This is a genomic window from Pseudoalteromonas sp. SR41-4 (assembly GCF_014163985.1).
Classification (GTDB): Bacteria; Pseudomonadota; Gammaproteobacteria; order Enterobacterales; family Alteromonadaceae; genus Pseudoalteromonas; species Pseudoalteromonas rhizosphaerae.
Genome location: NZ_JACJEI010000012.1, coordinates 48,979 through 69,588, shown reverse-complemented (window position 1 = coordinate 69,588; position 20,610 = coordinate 48,979). Strand labels below are relative to the sequence as shown.

Genomic DNA, 20,610 nt, shown 5'->3' with positions numbered 1-20,610 from the left:
ATCTAACAAGTAATCGCTTAATACCAATCGTGTTAAGTTACTAGCCATTTATAGCGACAGATAAATAGAGTGATAACAAGGCATAAATTTCGACATGTAGTTGTTCTACTTGAGAAATTCATAACGCAGTTAGCGCCTTATTTAGCACGCTAGAATGGTTAAATATTTAAGTCGATTGGTATAATAATGCGTCACATTTACGTGCATTTCTAACTCGTAATAGGAAAAGTTCATGGCCAAACAAACCATCACAGTGATCAAAGGCGACGGCATCGGTCCGAGTATTATTGATTCAGCCCTTGAGATCTTAACAGCCGCAGGGTGCGATTTTGATTATGAATTCGTTGATGCAGGTCTTGCTGCCTTAGAAAAAACCGGTGAATTATTACCACAAGATACCATTGATACTATTGCGCGTAATAAAATCACTCTTAAAGGCCCACTAACTACGCCTGTTGGTGAAGGTTTTACTTCAATCAATGTAACATTACGAAAGCAGTTTGGTTTATACGCCAATGTGCGCCCAGTAAAATCATTTGTTGGCACCAAAGCACGTTATGAAGACATTGATATCATCACGGTACGTGAAAATACGCAAGGTATGTATTCAGGTTTAGGCCAAGTGACATCAGAAGATGGCAACGAAGCACAAGCAATGTCTATGATCACCCGTGAAGGTGCTGAAAAAATTGTTACTTTTGCCTACGAACTAGCCGTGCGTGAAGGCCGTAAAAAAGTGACAGCGGTTCACAAAGCTAACATCTTAAAATCAACTTCAGGTTTATTCTTAAAAGTAGCTCGTGAAGTTGCGGAACGTTATCCTGAAATTGAATCAACTGAAATGATTGTTGATGCAACCTGTATGAAACTGGTAATGAGCCCTGAAGAGTTTGACGTTATCGTTACGACAAACCTGTTTGGTGATATTTTATCTGATCTATGTGCTGGTCTAGTAGGCGGCTTAGGTATGGCACCTGGCGCTAACATCGGTGAAGATGCAGCAATCTTTGAAGCAGTTCATGGCAGCGCACCTGATATTGCTGGTAAAAACTTAGCAAATCCAACCTCTGTTATTTTGGCATCTATTCAAATGTTAGAGCATTTAGAAATGGGCGAAACTGCAGAGCGTATTCGCAGTGCTGTAGCTGACGTAATTAAATCGGGTGATCGTACCACTCGCGATTTAGGTGGCAGTCACGGTACTACTGACTTCACACAAGCTGTTATCGACCGTTTATAAACCAAATCTAGATTATTAGCATTATAATAAAAGCCAGTATTTACTGGCTTTTTTGTCACTTAGTTTATGCTTGCATCTTTGTTCGAAAACTGAGCGGTAGCAGTAACAATAACCAAAATAGACTTCCACCGCTGGAGCCTGAACTGGCAACTTGTTTTTGCACTGTTACAGTAAGCTTGCTAGCAGGTAAGGTGTTTTTTATGCCATTTTCAGAGGTATCAGTCACGGTCAGTGTCACCACATAACTTCCCGCTTGGCTATAAGTGTGTGTAGGATTAGCCTGTTGGCTTACAGCATTGCCATCTCCAAAGTCCCAGCTGTAAGTGTAATTATTAAACCCGCCTTTGGTATCACTGTTAAAATTAACCAGCAAATCTTTTGCACTGTAACTGGCCTGTGTTGTAAGTAATACATCTGGCGACACTTGGGTTGCAAAAGACTGCATAGCGCCATTTGCATCAGTTACAATAACGCTCAAGGTATAATCGCCACTGTATTCATAGCGGTGGTTAATGCTCTGCCCTTTCGCAGTTGAGCCATCACCTAATTGCCATGCATAGTCATAAGGTGCTTGACCACCTGATACAGTGACTTTTGCAGTTACATTGCCTTTCTCTATATTGGTATCCACACTGGAAATTGATAGCGGCGCAGTAAGCACAAAAGTCATCGATTCTTGAAACTGCTGCCCTTGTTCATTAGTACGAGTAAAACCCACAGTGTAACTACCATAATCGGCAAATGTATGACTTGGATTCAATTCATCACTGCTTTGGCCATCCCCAAACTGCCAGTTAAAACTATCGGTTGGGGTCAACGCCATTCCTTTAATTTCAAAACTCGCTTCGAGATCATTAGTAATTACATTGATCCCAGACTGTGGTGTATAGCCTAAATTCAATTCAATTGAGCTATTATTAATCGCTTGCTCAACAATAGAAAAACTAAAACCAAACTGTGAAACTTTTACACCAGAGGCCGGTTGCGTGGCAAAACTGTAATCATTATTATCATTAAACTCAGTGATTGCTGCTAACTGCGTATCGCCTAAACCCTGGCGCTGATCATAAAGACTAAAAGCAGCATCTCTTAACTGAATCGTAGTACTTGCAGGTACGCTGCTGTTACCTTTTGCAATGGCATTTTGATCGGCATCAACAACCAGTATAAACCCTTCGCCAATATGCTCAGGAGTATTATTATCTGTATACTGTTCATTAGCAGACCAAAGTAATAAACCCGGTGAATACTGCTCAACTTGTAAACCACTATCAATTCCTAAATAACTACGTAACTGTAAATAGTAATTGTGTGGTTTTGTATAGATGTGATCCCCCACTCGGCTAAAGCCATCAAGTTGTGCTTGTGTTGACTGCTCTGCATTATCTTGCCAAACGAAAGTATCACCTTGGCTAATGGTCATATCATCAACAACTAGACCAAAATAATGAGTATAAGTGTCCGTTTTATAGTTAAAACTAAGCGTAATTGTTTGACCAGCATAAGCTGATAAATCAAAACGATGCCGTAAATAATTATTCGGCTGCTGAGCGTCATTTACTGAACTTGAAGACCCTGTTATATATGGACCAATGTCTCCATAAAATGGATTAACCGCTTGGGTATATTGCGACGCAATAGGTTGGGCGTTTACTAATACTTGAGCATAATCATAATGCGCTTCAATGCTGTAATAAGCACTTAAATCAAGATAAGTAGGCTGCGTACTTGCAGGTATATTAACTGTAAATGTCATACTTTGTGAAACATTATCGCCACTGCCAGAGTAATATTGCAAGTGCCCTTCTACCGCTTGATAAAACGGCTGTAAATTAGTTGGCAGGGTGATTTTCAACTGGTTTAATTCAGTTGATACCCCACTACTATGGCGAAGTATTTGCTGTTGATTGGTATCGATTTCGTCTAACGATATCGTTGTTTGATTAAGCCAGTTTCCTTGATAACGGTTTTGTAAATATTCGAGTGCATAAGGACTGAACATCACCGGCTGTGAACCGCTAGGTGAGCCTGCCCAACTACCACCAGACATAACTGACCATAATGCCACAGGCTCACCAAGCGCACTGCCGGTTAAATCATATTCATCAGGCAAACCTAAGTCGTGACCAAACTCATGTACCACCACACCAATACCAGCGTCGATAGGATTGATAGTATAACCAAATAAACGAATACTACTGCCTTCAACCGCACTTGGCTGATTGTTTTGATCGTACACATAAAAACGATGTGACCAAATTGCATCTGTACCCAATATACCACCGCCGGCTTCCTCACCTATACTCGAGTGGAAAATCATAACATGGTCAATAATGCCATCAGGTTCATTGGTGATCCCATCACCATCACGATCATCCAAATCTGTTAAATCATAATCGGCTAAATTAATATTAAATTTGGCTACGGCTTTTTCTACCGCTTCATGCACTAAACTTGGTGCATCAATATCATTATTTCCCCCTTGGCGAGCCCCATAACTTTTCGCATCATTATCGGCTGTTACCCAGCCATAAACTTGACCCGTAAATGCTAAGCTTTCCCCTGAGGCTTGCTGATAATATTGATATGCTGTTTGCAAAGTTTGCTGCTGAGGTCCTGAGTAACCATCAGTAGCGAATAACATTTGTTGGTAATGCTGCTGACTATAGCTTGAGTAGTACATATCGCTGTCAGCTGCGGCTAAGCCATTATCATCATGAGGTAAGTCAGGAAAATCAACCAATATAGCCAACACTTTTACGGTATTTTTTTTCGAATTAGGTAACTGCGAAGACACACTCGCTAAGCGCTGAGCCATTTTTCGTTGTTGAGTTAAAACTTGAGGGTTTAGTTGCCGACGTGAATGCACTGATCCACCACGGCCAATATAATCAGATAATAATTTATCATTCGCTATTTTATCGTCAAGCTGCCCGCGTTTATCTAACCAATATAAAATTCGCTCTTTATTAACGACACCAATATCAGTTGGGCTACTATTTTGTGGTATTGCCACACTATGTTGACTTAACAATACCAAAGTCAGTGCACATAACAATTGTGAGTATTTCACAGGATCACCTATCAACAACTTCATAAAGATAATAATAGCTAATAATTTATATACTTACATTACAGTTATAGGTACACCTTGAATACCCCAACAAATCAAAAAGCATAATTTCTTTATTTTCCAAGGTTAATAATGCGATCTAAAGCAATTTTTAAGTAGAAAAACAATTAATTTGGAATTTTAATGCAACATTGCCGTTTTGGCTGTTGACATTAGCTGGCAAAACCTTTAAAAATAAGGCTATTGAATTAGTAGACTTAGTGTGTATTTGGCTATTACGGCGCAATAACTCATTAAAATTTACATAACAAATACCGAGAAGAAAAATAACATTATGAAATATCAATTTCACCTAGTCACTGTACTCGTACTGGTCTTAGTTTTAAGCCCAGCGGGGATGTATTAGAAGGTGAAATAGCTTTTTAAAAACCCCCGCCCTAAGCGGGGGTTTTTTTATGCATTTAAATTATACGGTAATTGCACAGAATAAATGGGGAGTGCGTGCAATAGCACATTATTACTCATGATAATAATCAATCGGTAACTGGCACACAGAGGAATGAGGATGAGTACACAACAATATAATGGCTCCGAACTAGTTGTTCAGGCATTAAAGGCATTGAAGGTAAAATATATATTTGGCTACCCCGGTGGCTCAGTATTAGATCTTTATGACGCATTATTTCAGCAAGATGATGTTGAGCATATTTTAGTTCGTCATGAGCAAGCAGCAACCCATATGGCTGATGGTTATGCACGTGCCACAGGTGAAGTGGGCGTAGTATTAGCAACATCAGGTCCAGGTGCGACAAACTGTATAACGGGGATCGCTACAGCCTATATGGATTCTATCCCTATGGTAGTGCTATCCGGTCAAGTGCCGACTAACTTAATTGGTGATGATGCATTTCAAGAAACCGATATTGTTGGTTGCTCTCGGCCAATCGTAAAACACAGTTTTAACTGTCGTAGCGCAAAAGATATTCCTAAAATTTTGGCTAAAGCATTTTATATTGCAAGTACTGGACGCCCAGGTCCTGTGGTCGTAGAACTGCCAAAAGATATGTTAAACCCTGCACTTAAATTTGATTTTGAGTTTCCAGGAACCACAGAGCTGAGAACCTATAGTCCAAATACCAAAGGCCACCCAAAGCAAATTCGCAAAGCCGTTGCCGCTATTTTAGAAGCTAAAAAACTGGTCATTTACTCAGGCGGCGGGATTATTATTTCTAACACTTCAGAGCAACTGACTCATTTGGTTGAATCACTCAATGCACCAATAACTAATACCTTAATGGGATTGGGGGGTATTTCCGGTGTTCACCCTAATTTCGTTGGTATGCTAGGTATGCACGGGAGCCTTGAAGCAAATAAGGCGATGGCAAATGCCGATGTGATCTTAGCTCTGGGCGCCAGATTTGATGACAGGGTAACCAATAACGTGAAGAAATTCTGTCCCAATGCGACGATTGTTCATGTTGATGTTGATCCAACCTCTATTTCAAAGACGATCAAAGCTCACATTCCAGTCGTCGGTTGTTTATCAACCGTACTTGAGCAATTACAAACAGCCATAGATAAAAGTCCAATCAAAATTGATCGTAGTGCTCAAGAAGATTGGTGGCGTCAGATCATTAGCTGGCGTGAACAAAAATGTTTAAGCTACAGCACTGCGGGCGATAAAATAAAACCTCAGGCCGTCATTGAAGCAATTTATAAAGCCACCAATGGTGATGCCTATATAAGCTCTGATGTAGGTCAGCATCAGATGTTTGCGGCGCAGTACTACCCGTTTAAAAACCCGCGCCAATGGATCAACTCAGGGGGTCTTGGCACTATGGGCTTTGGTCTGCCAGCGGCAATGGGAGTGAAACTTGCGTTCCCGGATAAAGAATCAGTGTGTGTCACCGGTGATGGTTCGATTCAAATGAACATTCAAGAACTTTCGACATGTTTACAATATAACTTGGCTGTAAAAGTGGTGTCACTGAATAATCGCTCTCTGGGTATGGTGCGTCAATGGCAAGATATGGTCTATGGCGGTCGTCACTCATCGTCGTATATGGAATCGTTACCTGATTTCGTCAAACTTGCTGAAAGTTATGGCCATGTCGGTATTCGCGTTAATACTCTTGATGAACTACAGCCCGCAATCGATAAAGCCATGTCGATCACTGACCGTTTAGTGTTTTTAGATATTCTTGTTGATGAAAATGAACATGTATACCCAATGCAAATTAAGCTTGGAGCAGTTGATGAAATGTGGTTACGTAAAGGAGTGAAAGCATAATGCGTCGTATATTATCTATTTTACTTGAGAATGAACCAGGGTCATTATCGCGTATTGTTGGCCTATTCTCACAACGAGCTTATAACATTGATAGTTTAACAGTTGGCACAACAGACGATCATTCTTTATCACGTATTACTATCACTACCATGGGTGATGACCGTGTGGTTGAGCAAATCACTAAACAGGTAAATAAATTAGTTGATGTATTAAAAATTATTGATCTAACTGAAATGGCGCATATTGAACGTGAGCTGCTATTAGTAAAAGTATTCGCTCAAGATGAAGCTAAGCGAGCTGCAGTAACACGGGTGGTAGATGTATTCCAAGGTGCTATTTTAGACATGGGTCGCAACAGCTACACATTGCAGCTTGTTAGTAGCACAGATAAAATTGAATCGTTTTTAGATACCTTACGCCATGAGACTGACATAATTGAAGTTGTACGCTCTGGTGCGGTAGGTATTGGCCGCGGTGATAAAGCACTAAAAGCTTAAACCTTAGATTAATGAGCAGATACAAAAAAAGGGCTAATCAGCCCTTTTTTATTTAACCAATCTAATTGATTAAGGATTAACTTGATCTTTAAGACCTTTACCTGCTTTAAAGCTTGGGATAGTTGCAGCTGAAATTTGGATTTCGGCACCAGTTTGTGGATTACGGCCAGTACGTGCAGCACGCTCTTTTACAGAGAAAGTTCCAAAACCAACTAGTGCAACTGAATTACCTTCCTTTAAAGAAGAAGTAACAGCACCAGTGAATGCGTCAAGTGCGCGTGTAGCTGCTGCTTTAGAGATTTCTGCATCAGTAGCGATTTTTTCAACTAATTGAGCTTTATTCATTTGTTAAATTCCTATTCGTTATTATTTTGCCTTCGCAAAACCTATCTTTATGCATTTTTTAAGTATTGGCAACAGCAAAATGCTTTTTTCACGTAAATTCTTAAAAAATGAGTAAATTTTAAATAATTGCCGAAATAAATATTGATTTAAAGATTAACCAACAATGAACTTAAGCACTATTTAGTAAATCAATATGGTAATTTGTTGATCAATCAACTTTTTCGATAACTAAGGTTACTTCCCCAACCTCAATGCCAAACTTATCAATAGCTGTACGGTTAATCAAGCGTGATTGTGTTACCAGATACATCCAATCATCTAAATTAACTTCAATAGTGTCATCTCCATAAGGTAGTTTTAGGGTATATTGCCAATGAAAAACACTGCCATTACTTTTCCCTTTCGCGATACCTATGACATCACCTGCAGTGCCAGTTAAAGTATTGTCTGCATTGAGTGTTATGTTCCACACTCGACGTTGAGTTTCACCGTCATCGTAAACAAAATCTTCCTCTATAACACCGTTATTGCCATCCCAGCTCGCATTCATGTCAACAACCATCTTACGGGTTAATTCACCTTTATAATCTTGGACAACGCCGTAGGCTTTCAATTTGCCACTAAAAAAATGTTTAAAATTAAATTCTGGCTGACTTCCTTGGTAATACTCAACATCTGGCGCAGCACAACTGCTTAATAAAAATGTGCAACTAAGTAAAAATAATGTAGTAATTCGCTTCATGTTATTGCCCTATTAGTTGTTTTCGCATTTGTGGCTCAGAGGTATCGGCGTCAAGCCAAATAGCTAAGAAGTTATCCGCAAAACCATTTTGCTCTATAGCCCCTAACTTTTTACCATTAAAATAAAATGTGCCAATACCATTTTCATCCGTAATGAACGATAGCGATTCACCTTTTTTGATATCTGGCCAAAGCGCAGCTAACTGTGCATCGTATTTACTAATAATCTCTTTTTTACCCAAATGCTGCCATTGTTCGTTTGTCGCTTTGATTATGTCCTTTGCAGCAAAATCGCGTAAATAGGTCAATGTCAGTTTAGTGGGGTGATTACCAAACTGATAGGTCCCAGATGGGGTTGCTAACTGCGCCTGATAGACATCCCAAAATAGATACTCAAAACGAGCCTCACCGACCACTTTAAAATCAGCTGCAAAGCTTCGGCTGCATATCAATACAATTAAAATGATTAGCCCTTTAGTTAATCTTGCTATCATTACCGGACTCCAAATTTCTAAGTTAAATAGTTACACCTGTATGCTCATTTGTGTTCAGAAACTAACAGGTACTTTTTGCTATATGTGTTTATCATCCTGATAAAATTGAACATAAGCGACCAAGCAAAACCATATATAAGCCAAAATTGCCAAACTACAGGATGAACCTCTAACGCCCCAAAGCGTGCACCAGCAATATAACTTGCGGGGGCAAAAACAGCACAGAGCAACATCGCTAAATACCAAGGCGTGCGATGCAAAAATTGCATTGACGTATTGATGGTTAAGAGTAAGGCACACCAAAGTAATATAAACCACAATGGAAAAGGGGATATACTAAAAGATAAAAAGCCAACCTCAACCATCAAATATTCAAAGCTTAACGAGATCATTAAGCCATAGCACAGTAACAGCATATCTTGTTGCTTTTGCTGCGACAGGCATAGCATTAGTATGATGATTAATAAAATCGGTATAATAGCGCGCTGCTCAAGGAATAATGCTAAAAACCACACTCCTTGAAACAGCAAAAAATTAATAACTGAGCGCAATGTCATCACTTGAATGGTTAAAACGCGGTTTACGAGCAACTAAATGCACTGTACTGGTTACTCGCGCCCTAAATGCGCCTTCACAGTAAGCTAAGTAAAATAACCACAATCGATAAAAACGCTGGTCGAACTTAACTTTGTCGATTTCTGGCCAGCTTGCAATAAACCGTGTGCGCCAATCAGCTAAGGTTCTTGCATAATGAACGCCGATATCGCTAATACTGTGTACCACCATGTCTGATTGATTTTTTATTTGCTTATTCATTTCATCAATACACGGTAAACAACCACCAGGGAAAATATACTGCTGAATAAAATCAGAATTTTTCAGGTAATGTTGATAGCGTTGATCAGCAATTGTAATTGCTTGGATCAGCATTGCACCACTGTCTTTGAGTAAGTCATTACATTTTTTGAAAAAGCTGGGTAGGTATTCATGACCAACCGCTTCTATCATTTCTATTGACACGAGCTTATCGTAACTGCCTTCGAGTAAACGATAATCTTGTTTCAATAAGGTTATCTTATCTTCAAGCCCCAACTGGGTAATTTTTTCTGCCACAAACGCATGTTGCTCATCAGAAATAGTTGTAGTAGTAACGTGGCAGTCATAATGTGTTGCAGCATGAATGGCAAACGCTCCCCACCCTGTGCCAATTTCAATAACCGTTTCACCGGGTTGTAAATCTACTTGTTGGCAGATTAAATCAAGCTTATGGCTTTGTGCTTGCTCAAGAGAAGCATCTTTTGATGGGTAGACAGCACTTGAGTAAAGCATTTCAGTGCTTAAAAATGATGAATACAACTCATTGCCTAAATCGTAATGAGCAACAATGTTTTTCTTTGAACCTTGCTCAGAATTTTTGTTTTTACGGTGGTTTATTCGATTGTAAAGATTACTAATAAACGCAAACTTACGTTCAAATTGGTCCAGTTGAGCCTGATTAATGGCAAAAATTTCAATCAACTGAGTTAAGTTAGTACATTCCCACTGGCCTAAAATATAAGCTTCGCCAGCTCCGACACTGCCAGAGAGCGCAAATGCTTTATACATTGCCGGATTATTAACAACTACTTTAGCCTGCAAGTGACTTTGAGGATCACCAAAGTGTTGAACGTCGTTACCATCAACTAGGGTAATCGCGCCGACTTCAATGCTATCAAACGCACCAATGACTAACTTTTTATACAGCTTACTTAACAAGCTACTTGATGCGTTATCAGCTAAACTGGATACTTTTTCCATCTCATGACCTTCATTATTTTAGCTTATCAATTCTTGCCTGAGTGACCTAAAAAAGGCACTCGCTTACAAAATAGTTTAAACGCCTGTACGTAAATTCCTTTCATCACAGTGATTGTCATAGCAGGAAAACGTTTCAGTAACGCAGTAACCGCAGCACGACTGAGTGACTGGCGTTGTAAACGCAAACTGGCAGTAAATAATAGCGTATTATCTTTTTTATTTTCTATATGGATCATAGTATTGTGCTTTGTTAAACGCACTTTCCAGTGGTAATCCATATCTAAATTCATAAATGGTGATACGGAGAAAGCCTTTTTAAAGTTCACTTTCTTGTGTAAATCAACCAAGTAATAGTGTCGCTCGTTCCAGGGGGTATTACTCACTTCAGCGACCATATAGGGAAAATCGCCATCAGCCGTTTCATAGAAGAAAAAGTTAACTGGGCTAAAATACACCCCAAAACAGCGCAGCTGTCCGAGCATATAAACATTACTAAACGGAGCAGTAATCCCCAGCTCGACAATTTTATCAATTGCTCGTTGTTTGATTGGTTGTTGAGTATCTAAATCACGATTAAGATAATCTGATTGTTTAAATTTAAGTGCTTTAAAGCCTGTTGTTCCAAGCCAAGGGTGAACACCATCAAGTTGCTGAGGAGCATTAAGATCAACCCACATCATGTACAACTGATAATTAAAGCTATGCGCTTTAATTGCTAATCGGTGATGACGAACATCACCGATTAAAAGTGCACTATTCAAATTCAACCCCAAGTTTGCGAGCAACATCTACAGCGCTTTTCACGCCGTCTTCGTGAAATCCGTTATACCAATAAGCGCCACAAAAATAACTGTTGTTGGCTCCATCAATAAGCTGTTTCTGTTGCTGAGCAGCAATAGACGTTTTATTGAATACTGGATGATGATACGTAAATTCTCGGAGTATTTTAGTTTTATCAATTCCCTCACGGTGATTAAGCGTGACACAAAATTGCGTTTTACTTGTTATGCCTTGCAAAATATTCATTTGATAAGTCACAACAGCAGCTTTATCAAGATTATCGGTAAGTAGATAATTCCAACTGGCCCATGCGGCTTTACGTTTTGGCAGCAAAGCAGTGTCAGTATGCAAAATCACTGAATTTTCAGTGTAGGGAATGGCTGATAAAATTGCTTTTTCATCAGTGCTTGGGTTTTCAAGTAAAGCGAGAGCTTGATCAGAATGACAAGCAAAAATAACTTTATCAAATTGCTCAACGGTACCATTTTTCAATCGGATCAAAACCTGCTCTGGGGTGCGAAAAATAGACTGTATATCCGTGTTCAATTTTATTTTATCTTTAAAACCACTGATCAATGGATTGATATATTCCCTTGAACCACCGGGAATAACATACCACTGCGGACGATTAGTAATATCTAATAAGCCATGATTGAAAAAGAATTTTACAAAAAACTCAACCCCTACATTACTCATTTCTTTAATACTTGTTGACCAGATAGCCGCGCCCATTGGCAAAATATAATGGTAACGAAAAAAATCATTAAAACCGTGTTGGTCGAGCAACTGACCTAACATCTGCTCACTTTGGTAGTCGTTGTCATGATATAGTTTTTTACACAACGTGTTAAAACGCACAATATCACTGAGTAACTTCCAAAAGCGCGGACGAAATATATTGCGCTTTTGAGCAAACAAACTGGCAAAAGTGTGGCCATTGTATTCAAAACCAGTTTGCTGATTATGCACACTAAAACTCATTTCTGTCGGTTGTCGTTCAACGCCGATGCGCTTTAACAGCTTTTCAAAATAAGGGTAAGTGCGATCATTAAAAACAATAAAGCCAGTATCAATAGCATGCTTAACACCATCAACCTGTATATCTATCGTTGCGGTGTGCCCACCAATGTAGTTGTTTTTTTCAAATACCGTAATATCATACTTTTTGTGCAACAAATGCGCGCAGCTTAATCCTGCAATTCCAGAACCTATAATTGCTATTTTTTTCAACGACTTAATCCTTTTGCAAGCATGAGCCAAATTGGCAGCGGCAACATGCGTAAACATTTTAAAATAAGGGTGAAACGATAAGGAAAATGCACCTCTTTGCGGCGCTTAGCGACCCCTTTGATAATATAATTTGCCGCTTTTTCTGCAGTAACTGCCATTGGCATTGGAAAATCGTTTTTTTGAGTCAACGGTGTTTTAACAAAGCCTGGGTGCACTAAGGTTACGTCAATATCAGCTAAATCAATGGCTAAACTTTTTGCTAAGTAACTGACCCCAGCTTTTGATGCGCCATATGCTTCAGAGCGCGGTAACGGTAAATAAGTTACGCTTGAACTGACAATCACCAACTGACCACCGGACTTTATCCTCGGTAGTAAAGCCTCAAGACAATAACCCATCGAAAGCAAATTAGTAGTAACAACGCGGGTAAACAATGCACTGTCAAAATTATGCGCATCATCGATATACTCACAATTGCCAGCATTAAGAATAACGCGATCAAATTGCGTATAAGCAACAGTGCTACTTCGTATTGCTTGTAAATCAGTAGCGTCAAACTGACAACTTTCAATATTCGTTAGTTGCGCAAGTTCGTTTAGTTTTTCTTGGTTACGCCCACAAGCGATCACTGTATCCCCGGCTTGCGCATACAGTTTCGCAAGTTGTTCACCAATACCTGATGTTGCACCTGTTATAAGCGTGATCATTATTCCGCTGCCTTATTATCTATGTATTTAATAATTGAACCGAGAATAGGGATATGTCGATAAAGTAATGCACCAGCATCAAAGTAGTCTTTATGAAGGCTGATTTTGTCACCAGTAAATGTTAACTTGCTATGGCCTGCTACGGCTATTTGCTGGCCATTGCTAAGCTTTGGATGGCGATAATACATAGTCCAGTAAACAAAAGCATTATCGCCTACACTAACAGTGTCACTGATATCAAACGTGCATTCAATAACATTACTATAAAGTTTAGCAAAATATTGATGTAAGTCAGCTAAACCATCGACTTCATGCAATGGATCAGAAAAGTGAATATCTGCAGCATAAATATCACTCAGTAAATGTAGATTTTCTTTACTTAGCTTTTGGTATATCGCGATAAATTTATCTGTTCTGTGGTTGCTCATATCATACCTTAAATGCATCAAGCGCTCGTAAGCGAGCCGTTTTATGATCAACGATTGCTGGCCAATAAACCGCTTTTGCTTTGCCGCTTTTCGCTAAATATTCATGTGGAAAATGAATTTGCTTATTCGGCACATTTTCCAACTCCGGTATATACTTACGAATAAAATGACCATCAGGATCAAATCGCTCACTTTGAGTAATCGGGTTGAATATTCTAAAGTATGGCTGGGCATCGCAGCCGGTACTTGCAGCCCATTGCCAACCGCCATTGTTAGACGCTAAATCGCCATCGATCAAATGCTGCATAAAGAAACGTTCACCTTTACGCCAATCAATTAACAAGTGTTTGGTAAGAAAACTGGCAACCACCATTCGTAAGCGATTATGCATCCAGCCAGTTTGAATAAGCTGCCTCATAGCGGCATCAACAAGCGGGTAGCCTGTTTTACCTTCACACCAAGCAGTAAAATCAGCCTCATCAGTTCGCCACTTTACTGGGTCATATTTCTCATTAAAGTTGTTATATTTATTAAGTTTTGGATAAGCCACAATTAAATGACGATAAAACTCACGCCACACTAACTCGTTGACCCAAGTAAATAAATTGCTTTTAGAGCTACTTAAAGCATCGACATATTGTTGCTGTACAAGAGCAATTAATTGCTGAACGCTGACAATTCCTAAAGCTAAATACGGACTTAAGCCTGATGTGCCTTTAATACTTGGAATATCTCGCTGATCTTTATAGCTGAGTAATTTATCGCTGATAAAGCGGGCACAGATTTGACTTAATGACGCATCATCAACTGGCCACTTATGTGAGGAATCGTCACCGGTAAGTAACTCTGAACCTTGCCAAGGTATTGGGCTAAACATTGTCGGGGGGGCTTGAAAATAAAAATGAGTATCTTGATATTGCTTTAGCCAGGCATTTTTAAAAGGGGTGAACACCTTAAACATCTCACCACTTTGATTCAGTACCGTTCCAGGCGGTGCAACCACGTCACCATCAAACAAGGTAACTGATACTTTAAGTTTATCAGCATGATGTAAAAATGCGTTATCGCGCTCAACTTCATTAATTTCATATTCTTTATTGGCAAATAACTGTGTTACTGAATGTCGCTGGCAGAACTCGCTTAACTGCTGCACACATCCTGCGTAATTACCTGCTTCAATGATATGCAAGGTGATGCCATTATCAGCTAGTAACTGACCTAAGAAGTTTAACCTTCGTTTTAGCAAATCAATTTGTATTGAAGCAACACCATGGCGTTGCCATTGTTGCTCAGTGATAAAAAATATAGCGTCTTTACAACCATTGTCGATTGCTTGATAAAGGGCATGATTATTAAAAAGGCGCAAATCGCGCCTAAACCAAAATACAGTGTTCATTAAATTCCGTAGCGTAATTTTAGTTCGTGAGGATAAGGGTTGAAGTAAACTTGCTTTGCTAAGTATTCGTTTGGATGTACTTTCAAATGATGTTTTAAGAGTGTCAGCGGTACATACAGCGGCACTAAACCTGAGCGATATTCATCAATTGCATCTCGTAGCTCTTCTTTTTCAATTTTGGATAAATGTTTTTTAAAGTAGCCTTGTAAGTGCATTAAAGTATTGCTGTTATTTTTGCGTGATGCAGGTCTTTTCAGCGCTCCCATTAAACCTGCAATATAATCGTCAGCAAGCTGCTCAAAATCATCGCCAACATAGGTGCCCAGTAAATTACCAAGATCTTTATATGCCTGATAATTGTGAGCCATTAACAAATACTTATATTGCGCATGAAACTGCGTTAACCTATGCAGGGTTGCTGGTTGTTGACGCAACAATTGCCAGTTTTTATAAGTAAACACTCGCATCACAAAGTTTTCACGCAAGTGCATATCATTTAAACGACCATTTTCTTCACACGGTAACAATGGGTTGTGAGCCATAATTTGCGCAGCAAAAAAACCCACGCCTTCAGATGTATTACCTGTGCCTGCTTCATTATATATTTTGATCCGTTCCATGCCGCAGCTTGGACTTTTAGCACAAAAAACAAAGCCGCTTAATTGTGCAGCCTGCTCTATGGCAACTTTTTTACCATATTCTGTCAATTGTGGGCCAACATCACCACTGCCGTCAGGACGGCACACTTTAATAGTTGTGCCTACTTTAACTTGTCTAATTGTCGGTCTTGGGATCGGTAGACCTACCGCCACTTCGGGACAAAAGCGTTTATATTCAACATGTTTTGCGAATTCATCCATGCAAAAATTTGATTTTTTATGGCCACTATCAAACCGAACTTTCTCACCTGCAAGGCATGCACTTATGCCTATTTGAATAGTCGATTGCTGCATATACACTCCTAGTAAATCAAATTGCCAATTGGATTGAGTAACTTACTCAGTCCCTTCTTAAAGTGTAGAGCACTACTGACTACTGTGTAACATAAACAACCTTTTTCTGTGATCGGGGTATGTTGATGACGACCGTCGAGCCACATAAAGTCGCCAGGCACATATTGACCCTCTTCATCACTAAACTCGCCATCAAGTAATAAAGTCAATTCGAAACCAGTGTGAGTATGTTCAGGGATTTCTCCACCAGCATCAATGTGCAATAAGCTAGAACGTAACGCACCATCATCTAGATCGATACGAGAACGTGATAATTTCCCCATTTGCATAAATTTGCTATGTGAAATACGGGCAAGAGCACGGGGCAATTGATAATTTTGCTGATTAACAAGGATAGTTTGAGGCGCGACCTTGTATACCTCATCAGCAGTTACATCTGCTGTAATTGCATCAATTAATGATAATTCATCAATAGCTAAATCTGTAGTTTGAGGATGCTCATCATCAGTGCCAAACACATCTACGGCATTGTTTGCTTCAATGCGTTGCACTTTTTCTTTACAGCAACTACACATATCAAGATGAATAGCGACGGCGACGTTTATACTTGCCGGTAATGACGCATTACAATACTGCGCTAATAGCGCATCGCTTGGGTGATGTTTAATCATTGCGGTCTCCCATTTCATTGCGTAATTTTTGTAACGCTAAACGTAAACGTGACTTCACGGTACCAATTGGAATGTTCAATTGTTCTGCAAGTTGCTCTTGTGACATATCTTGAAAATAAACGCCTTTAACCACATCGCGTTGAGCTTGAGGTAATTTATCTAGGTAATTTTTTATTTGTTGATTTTCAAGATGATCACTAAATTCATAGTCAGCATTATCATGTTGCTCAACTAACGGCCAAATATCTTCGCTAATATTATCTTCTTTATTACTTTTCATTTTTCTGAGCATATCAAATGATGCGTTTCGCATTACGGTATATACCCACGTTGTAGCAGCGCCTTTATCATTATTATAGAGATGTGCTTTTCGCCACACGGAAGTTAGCGTGTCTTGTACTAATTCCATCGCTTGTGCTTCTGAGTTAAATTGCTTGATACCAAAGCGTTTTATTTTTGGTGAAAAGTACGCAAATAAATAAGCGAATGCTTGTTTATCGCGATTAGCTGCAACCGCAGATAATGCATCAGCAAGTTCTTTGCTTGGCGTTTGTGGCATGGCAGTGTAATTACCTGTGTTAGGTTCACAACGTGTTGAAAGTTGTTGACTCACCATCATAATATTCCCATTAGTGTTCTTGCTTATTCAATACGCAGGGCAACTAAATTAAGATCATATTAATTAGGAAAATTCGTTATTAATCACAGTATGAAGGAAAGAGTGAATATTCGCAAAGTCTGATTTAAAGGCAAGCTGTTGTTTTTTATCAATTGAAATAGGTAATAATTCAAGCCATCTAGCAATAACCCAGTTCAAATCATCAAAGTGTGTCTGGCGATATAAATCGGTTAATTCTGTATTAACATCAAACAACTGCTCTAAAGCAGTTACTAAATATGTATCATCGCGATCTAAATTATGGGGTTGTTCAAACCAAAAAGGCATTGTAGGTGCTGATAGCTGACCGAAACGTAGCTGCTGCTTATCTTCAGTTACATCAGTTAACTCAACCACAGATTTGGCCACCACATCAATCAGTAATTGCCCTTGTTGATCTTGTGAAAAGTCAATAATATCCACTAAGCATCCATACTTAGGAACGTTGAGATGACTATCAACATCATACTGGCAAAGAACAAATCCATGATCATTTTTAAGTGATTCTTTTACCATATCAAGATAACGAGGTTCGAAAATTCTTAACCGCGTATACCCACTTGGTAAAATAAATACAGGTAATGGAAAGATTGCACGTTTCATAAGGCTCACTACATCAGTTTAACTATGCATTACGTTACGTGCACTGCAGCAAACAAGATCAATGTTACTGATTATTACTTATCGGTATCCCCTTAGCCTATGTTTAGCCACTGCCCTACATTACGTAACAATTCAACTGATGCATACGCACTTAACAAGCTTACAACGGGTGCTAACATTAAAGCTAATAATCCTAATTCGCTGCTCATTGCCTTAACCCTCAACTTTTACTGCATTGCTAGTTGCAACGAGTTGTGATGTATTTTCAGCTACACCTACTTCAGCTGATTGCTCGCTTTGCTGAGAAAACAGTTCGGTTAACATTTTTTGCGAATCACTAAACAATGACTGTTTTAATTTGCTTTGTAATTCATTACTCGTACTTTCAATGTATTGTGCAATGCTGTTTGATAGCGTTTGAGTAATATCTAATTGACCGTCATTTGCACTTGCTTGTGTAGAACCAACAACCAAAAGTGCTGCAACAGATAGTTTAATAATGCTTTTCATGATGGTATTCCCTATTGTGTTATTAAGTTAGTCGCTATTACTTAATCAAAGGTTGTGCCAACCACGAAATAAATTTTAACTAATTGTTTTTTATGCACTTTAAATCACACAAGTGCATAACCTTTTGATGATGTGAATTTTAAAACCATTCAAGTTGGTTAAAAAAACCAAAATATAGTCAATAAATAAGCATTGAAAGCTTCAGCGTACACTTGTACACTCAAATCCAAATTAATGTTTTATGATGAGTATGTCATGTCGGTTGAACCCGCTTATTCTAAAAAAGAAGAGCAACTTAATAGCCTGTCTCACGGCGCAGGCGTTATATTTTCATTGTTTGTATTGTGGGAGCTGATCAGCAAGACACACACGATTGAAGCAACGGTCAGTGCAATTGTTTATGGCGGTAGTTTATTGTTGCTGTTTTTATCATCTACGCTTTATCACAGTAGTAGCAGCATAGGTGCGCGGGCTTTTTATAAAAAATGTGACCACTGTGCTATTTATATTTTGATTGCAGGCACTTACACCCCTTTTTTAGTACTCTCATTAACCGGAATTTGGTCGATTTTAACGCTGGTATTTATATGGTCTTTAGCACTTGGCGGAGTGTGCTATAAATTAATGGTGAAAAAACAAAACAAAAAAGTGTCTTTATCAACATATTTATTAATGGGTTGGTTTGCAGTTGCAATTGTCTACCCGCTTTATTTAAATGTGCCAGTAAACGCACTATGGTGGTTACTCAGTGGAGGGATTTTGTATAGTCTCGGCACACTCTTTTATAGTGCTAAAAGTCGTCAATATAGCCACGCACTTTGGCATGTATTTGTGATTGCAGGCTGTGTTTGTCACTATATTGCAATCAGCCGCTATATTATTACGGTCGGTTAAATTTTTTAATTAGTCCCACTGAAATTGACGCATATTAACACGACCATTTTTAAAAATTACGCCTTCACTTTGCAGTAATTGATATTGCTTTTGGTACTGCGCTGTCCCTTCAGGAAAAGAAATTTTACCTTGGCTGTTGATCACTCTATGCCAAGGTATGCTTGAATCTTTTGGCATTAACTTTAATAACCGCCCTACTAGCCGAGCATTATTTAGCAATCCTGCCATTGCCGCTACTTGTCCATAACTGGCTACTTTTCCTGGCGGTATATTCGCCATCACAGTATAAATTTTGTCTTCTTTACTGGCTTGCATTTACGACCCTAAAAACGTTTTACTTAACTGCTTAAAATCTTGCCACACGGCTCTTGCCACGGGTCCATGATGAGTGGCATTTTGTCGGAATACTCTGATCTGTGCGCTAAACGTATTTTCTCTGTCTAGTATTTTAATTTGTTGTAATACACCACTTTCAAGTTCATTTTGACAATGCGCTAAACTCATCATTGCCCAGCCAGCTCCCGATAATAAAAACGATTTTAAAGTTGATATATCATCAATTTTCATCATGGTAGAGCCTTTTGAATACGATAAACGATCAGAGTCAAAACTCATATCACTTTCAAACATCGCTAAACAAGGAAAGTTCTGTAATTGTTGATAAGTTACTTTATCTGGCACTAATCCTGTCACACTAACAATACCAATATCGAGCTTGCCAATCGGTAAACTTTCTAAATCGCCTGTAGCATGAAACAAATCAAACCACGGACCAATCCCTAAGTCTGCTTGTCCTTTATTAACTTGCTCAAGAGAAACAAAGCGCTTTCCGCTGGTTACACTAAACTCGGTGCTGGTATGTTTAACAAAAGCATTGCAAATAATATCGTTATACAGTGCTTGGTGACATAACTGCTCATAACAAATTTTGTAATTTGCTTCATTACCAAGTGCAAGTTCACTGGCCAGTTGTGCTAAATGTGCCTGAGCATCTAATAATAATGCTGCTTCGCGATGATAAATACGACCCTTTTCAGTTAATTGCAATCGATAATGGCTACGATCTAACAATTCAAAACCAAGCTCAGCTTCAAGTTTCTTAATAGCTAACGTTAAAGCTGGTTGCGATTTATACAGTGCTAAAGCAGCTTGCGACAAGCTTTGAGTGCGAACAATGGCATCAAGCATTTTTAACTGCACTAAGTTCATAATGGTCCAACTTAAAATCATAAATTTTATTTATGATCTTTTTAAAATTTAATAATTTTTATTTTATATGTTCGCGGCGTATGCTGCATCTAAT

General features: G+C 38.9%; 22 protein-coding genes. 4 read left to right on the top strand and 18 right to left on the bottom strand.

All coding sequences use genetic code 11. The annotated features are described in order from the left end of the window. Positions 1-232: 232 nt before the first annotated feature. Positions 233-1,240: an isocitrate dehydrogenase gene (locus H5180_RS11500; RefSeq protein WP_182718661.1), complete on the top strand. Its 1,008-nt coding sequence runs from the start codon at positions 233-235 to the stop codon at positions 1,238-1,240. A 64-nt stretch (positions 1,241-1,304) separates the two neighbouring features. Here the strand turns inward: H5180_RS11500 and H5180_RS11495 are convergent, their stop codons facing one another. Further along, on the bottom strand, positions 1,305-4,337 hold the full coding sequence (locus H5180_RS11495) for an immune inhibitor A domain-containing protein (RefSeq protein ID WP_182758270.1): 3,033 nt from the start codon (positions 4,335-4,337) through the stop codon (positions 1,305-1,307). A gap of 541 nt (positions 4,338-4,878) precedes the next feature. Here H5180_RS11495 and H5180_RS11490 point away from each other — a divergent pair. Together H5180_RS11490 and ilvN are read left to right on the top strand one after the other, a co-directional pair. Further along, positions 4,879-6,603 (top strand): acetolactate synthase 3 large subunit, encoded by a 1,725-nt coding sequence (locus H5180_RS11490; protein WP_182758269.1) that lies wholly within the window; start codon positions 4,879-4,881, stop codon positions 6,601-6,603. Next, positions 6,603-7,100 carry an acetolactate synthase small subunit gene (gene ilvN / locus H5180_RS11485; RefSeq protein ID WP_149980181.1) on the top strand — a complete coding sequence of 166 codons (498 nt, stop codon included), beginning with the start codon at positions 6,603-6,605 and terminating at the stop codon, positions 7,098-7,100. Before H5180_RS11490 ends, ilvN begins: the two co-directional genes overlap by 1 nt. Before the next feature lie 69 nt (positions 7,101-7,169). On the opposite strand, the gene H5180_RS11480 is transcribed toward ilvN, so the two are convergent. From H5180_RS11480 to H5180_RS11410, 15 genes are all read right to left on the bottom strand, one after another. Continuing rightward, positions 7,170-7,445 (bottom strand): HU family DNA-binding protein, encoded by a 276-nt coding sequence (locus H5180_RS11480; protein ID WP_145235830.1) that lies wholly within the window; start codon positions 7,443-7,445, stop codon positions 7,170-7,172. A 208-nt stretch (positions 7,446-7,653) separates the two neighbouring features. Continuing rightward, a complete protein-coding gene (locus H5180_RS11475) occupies positions 7,654-8,187 on the bottom strand; it encodes a DUF3833 domain-containing protein (protein WP_182758268.1) in 534 nt (177 codons plus the stop codon). Position 8,188: 1 nt separating this feature from the next. Then, positions 8,189-8,680 carry a chalcone isomerase family protein gene (locus tag H5180_RS11470; RefSeq protein WP_145235840.1) on the bottom strand — a complete coding sequence of 164 codons (492 nt, stop codon included), beginning with the start codon at positions 8,678-8,680 and terminating at the stop codon, positions 8,189-8,191. A 44-nt stretch (positions 8,681-8,724) separates the two neighbouring features. Next, complete coding sequence (locus H5180_RS11465) at positions 8,725-9,195, bottom strand: DUF2878 domain-containing protein (protein ID WP_310736498.1); 471 nt, start codon at positions 9,193-9,195, stop codon at positions 8,725-8,727. Positions 9,196-9,214: 19 nt separating this feature from the next. Then, positions 9,215-10,477, bottom strand: coding sequence for a cyclopropane-fatty-acyl-phospholipid synthase family protein (locus H5180_RS11460; protein ID WP_145235846.1), 1,263 nt, complete (start codon positions 10,475-10,477; stop codon positions 9,215-9,217). Between the two features lie 26 nt (positions 10,478-10,503). Then, the gene (locus H5180_RS11455) at positions 10,504-11,238 is read right to left on the bottom strand and encodes a DUF1365 domain-containing protein (RefSeq protein WP_145235849.1); all 735 of its coding nucleotides are present in this window, start codon (positions 11,236-11,238) and stop codon (positions 10,504-10,506) included. Further along, on the bottom strand, positions 11,231-12,487 hold the full coding sequence (locus tag H5180_RS11450; RefSeq protein WP_182734158.1) for an NAD(P)/FAD-dependent oxidoreductase: 1,257 nt from the start codon (positions 12,485-12,487) through the stop codon (positions 11,231-11,233). Before H5180_RS11450 ends, H5180_RS11455 begins: the two co-directional genes overlap by 8 nt. Next, positions 12,484-13,194, bottom strand: a complete 711-nt coding sequence (locus tag H5180_RS11445) for an SDR family NAD(P)-dependent oxidoreductase (protein ID WP_169018644.1) — start codon at positions 13,192-13,194, stop codon at positions 12,484-12,486. Before H5180_RS11445 ends, H5180_RS11450 begins: the two co-directional genes overlap by 4 nt. Continuing rightward, entirely contained in the window at positions 13,194-13,622 is a 429-nt protein-coding gene (locus tag H5180_RS11440) for a nuclear transport factor 2 family protein (RefSeq protein ID WP_182734157.1), read from the bottom strand. The genes H5180_RS11445 and H5180_RS11440 overlap by 1 nt, the downstream gene beginning before the upstream one ends. Position 13,623: 1 nt before the next feature. Then, a complete protein-coding gene (phrB, locus tag H5180_RS11435; protein ID WP_182758267.1) occupies positions 13,624-15,018 on the bottom strand; it encodes a deoxyribodipyrimidine photo-lyase in 1,395 nt (464 codons plus the stop codon). Further along, positions 15,018-15,971 (bottom strand): DUF523 and DUF1722 domain-containing protein, encoded by a 954-nt coding sequence (locus H5180_RS11430; RefSeq protein ID WP_182758266.1) that lies wholly within the window; start codon positions 15,969-15,971, stop codon positions 15,018-15,020. Before H5180_RS11430 ends, phrB begins: the two co-directional genes overlap by 1 nt. 8 nt (positions 15,972-15,979) lie before the next feature. Next, positions 15,980-16,642: a ChrR family anti-sigma-E factor gene (locus H5180_RS11425; RefSeq protein WP_145235871.1), complete on the bottom strand. Its 663-nt coding sequence runs from the start codon at positions 16,640-16,642 to the stop codon at positions 15,980-15,982. Continuing rightward, the gene (locus tag H5180_RS11420; RefSeq protein WP_145236307.1) at positions 16,635-17,258 is read right to left on the bottom strand and encodes a sigma-70 family RNA polymerase sigma factor; all 624 of its coding nucleotides are present in this window, start codon (positions 17,256-17,258) and stop codon (positions 16,635-16,637) included. Before H5180_RS11420 ends, H5180_RS11425 begins: the two co-directional genes overlap by 8 nt. Before the next feature lie 66 nt (positions 17,259-17,324). Next, on the bottom strand, positions 17,325-17,903 hold the full coding sequence (locus H5180_RS11415) for an LON peptidase substrate-binding domain-containing protein (protein ID WP_145235874.1): 579 nt from the start codon (positions 17,901-17,903) through the stop codon (positions 17,325-17,327). Positions 17,904-18,116: 213 nt separating this feature from the next. Then, positions 18,117-18,413, bottom strand: a complete 297-nt coding sequence (locus H5180_RS11410) for a hypothetical protein (RefSeq protein WP_182758265.1) — start codon at positions 18,411-18,413, stop codon at positions 18,117-18,119. Positions 18,414-18,668: 255 nt separating this feature from the next. Here H5180_RS11410 and H5180_RS11405 point away from each other — a divergent pair, with 255 nt between their 5' ends. After that, positions 18,669-19,307 carry a hemolysin III family protein gene (locus H5180_RS11405; RefSeq protein ID WP_145235882.1) on the top strand — a complete coding sequence of 213 codons (639 nt, stop codon included), beginning with the start codon at positions 18,669-18,671 and terminating at the stop codon, positions 19,305-19,307. Between the two features lie 9 nt (positions 19,308-19,316). On the opposite strand, the gene H5180_RS11400 is transcribed toward H5180_RS11405, so the two are convergent. Continuing rightward, complete coding sequence (locus H5180_RS11400; RefSeq protein WP_145235885.1) at positions 19,317-19,622, bottom strand: MGMT family protein; 306 nt, start codon at positions 19,620-19,622, stop codon at positions 19,317-19,319. Further along, positions 19,623-20,516, bottom strand: coding sequence for a LysR family transcriptional regulator (locus H5180_RS11395; RefSeq protein WP_145235888.1), 894 nt, complete (start codon positions 20,514-20,516; stop codon positions 19,623-19,625). Positions 20,517-20,610 lie beyond the last annotated feature (94 nt).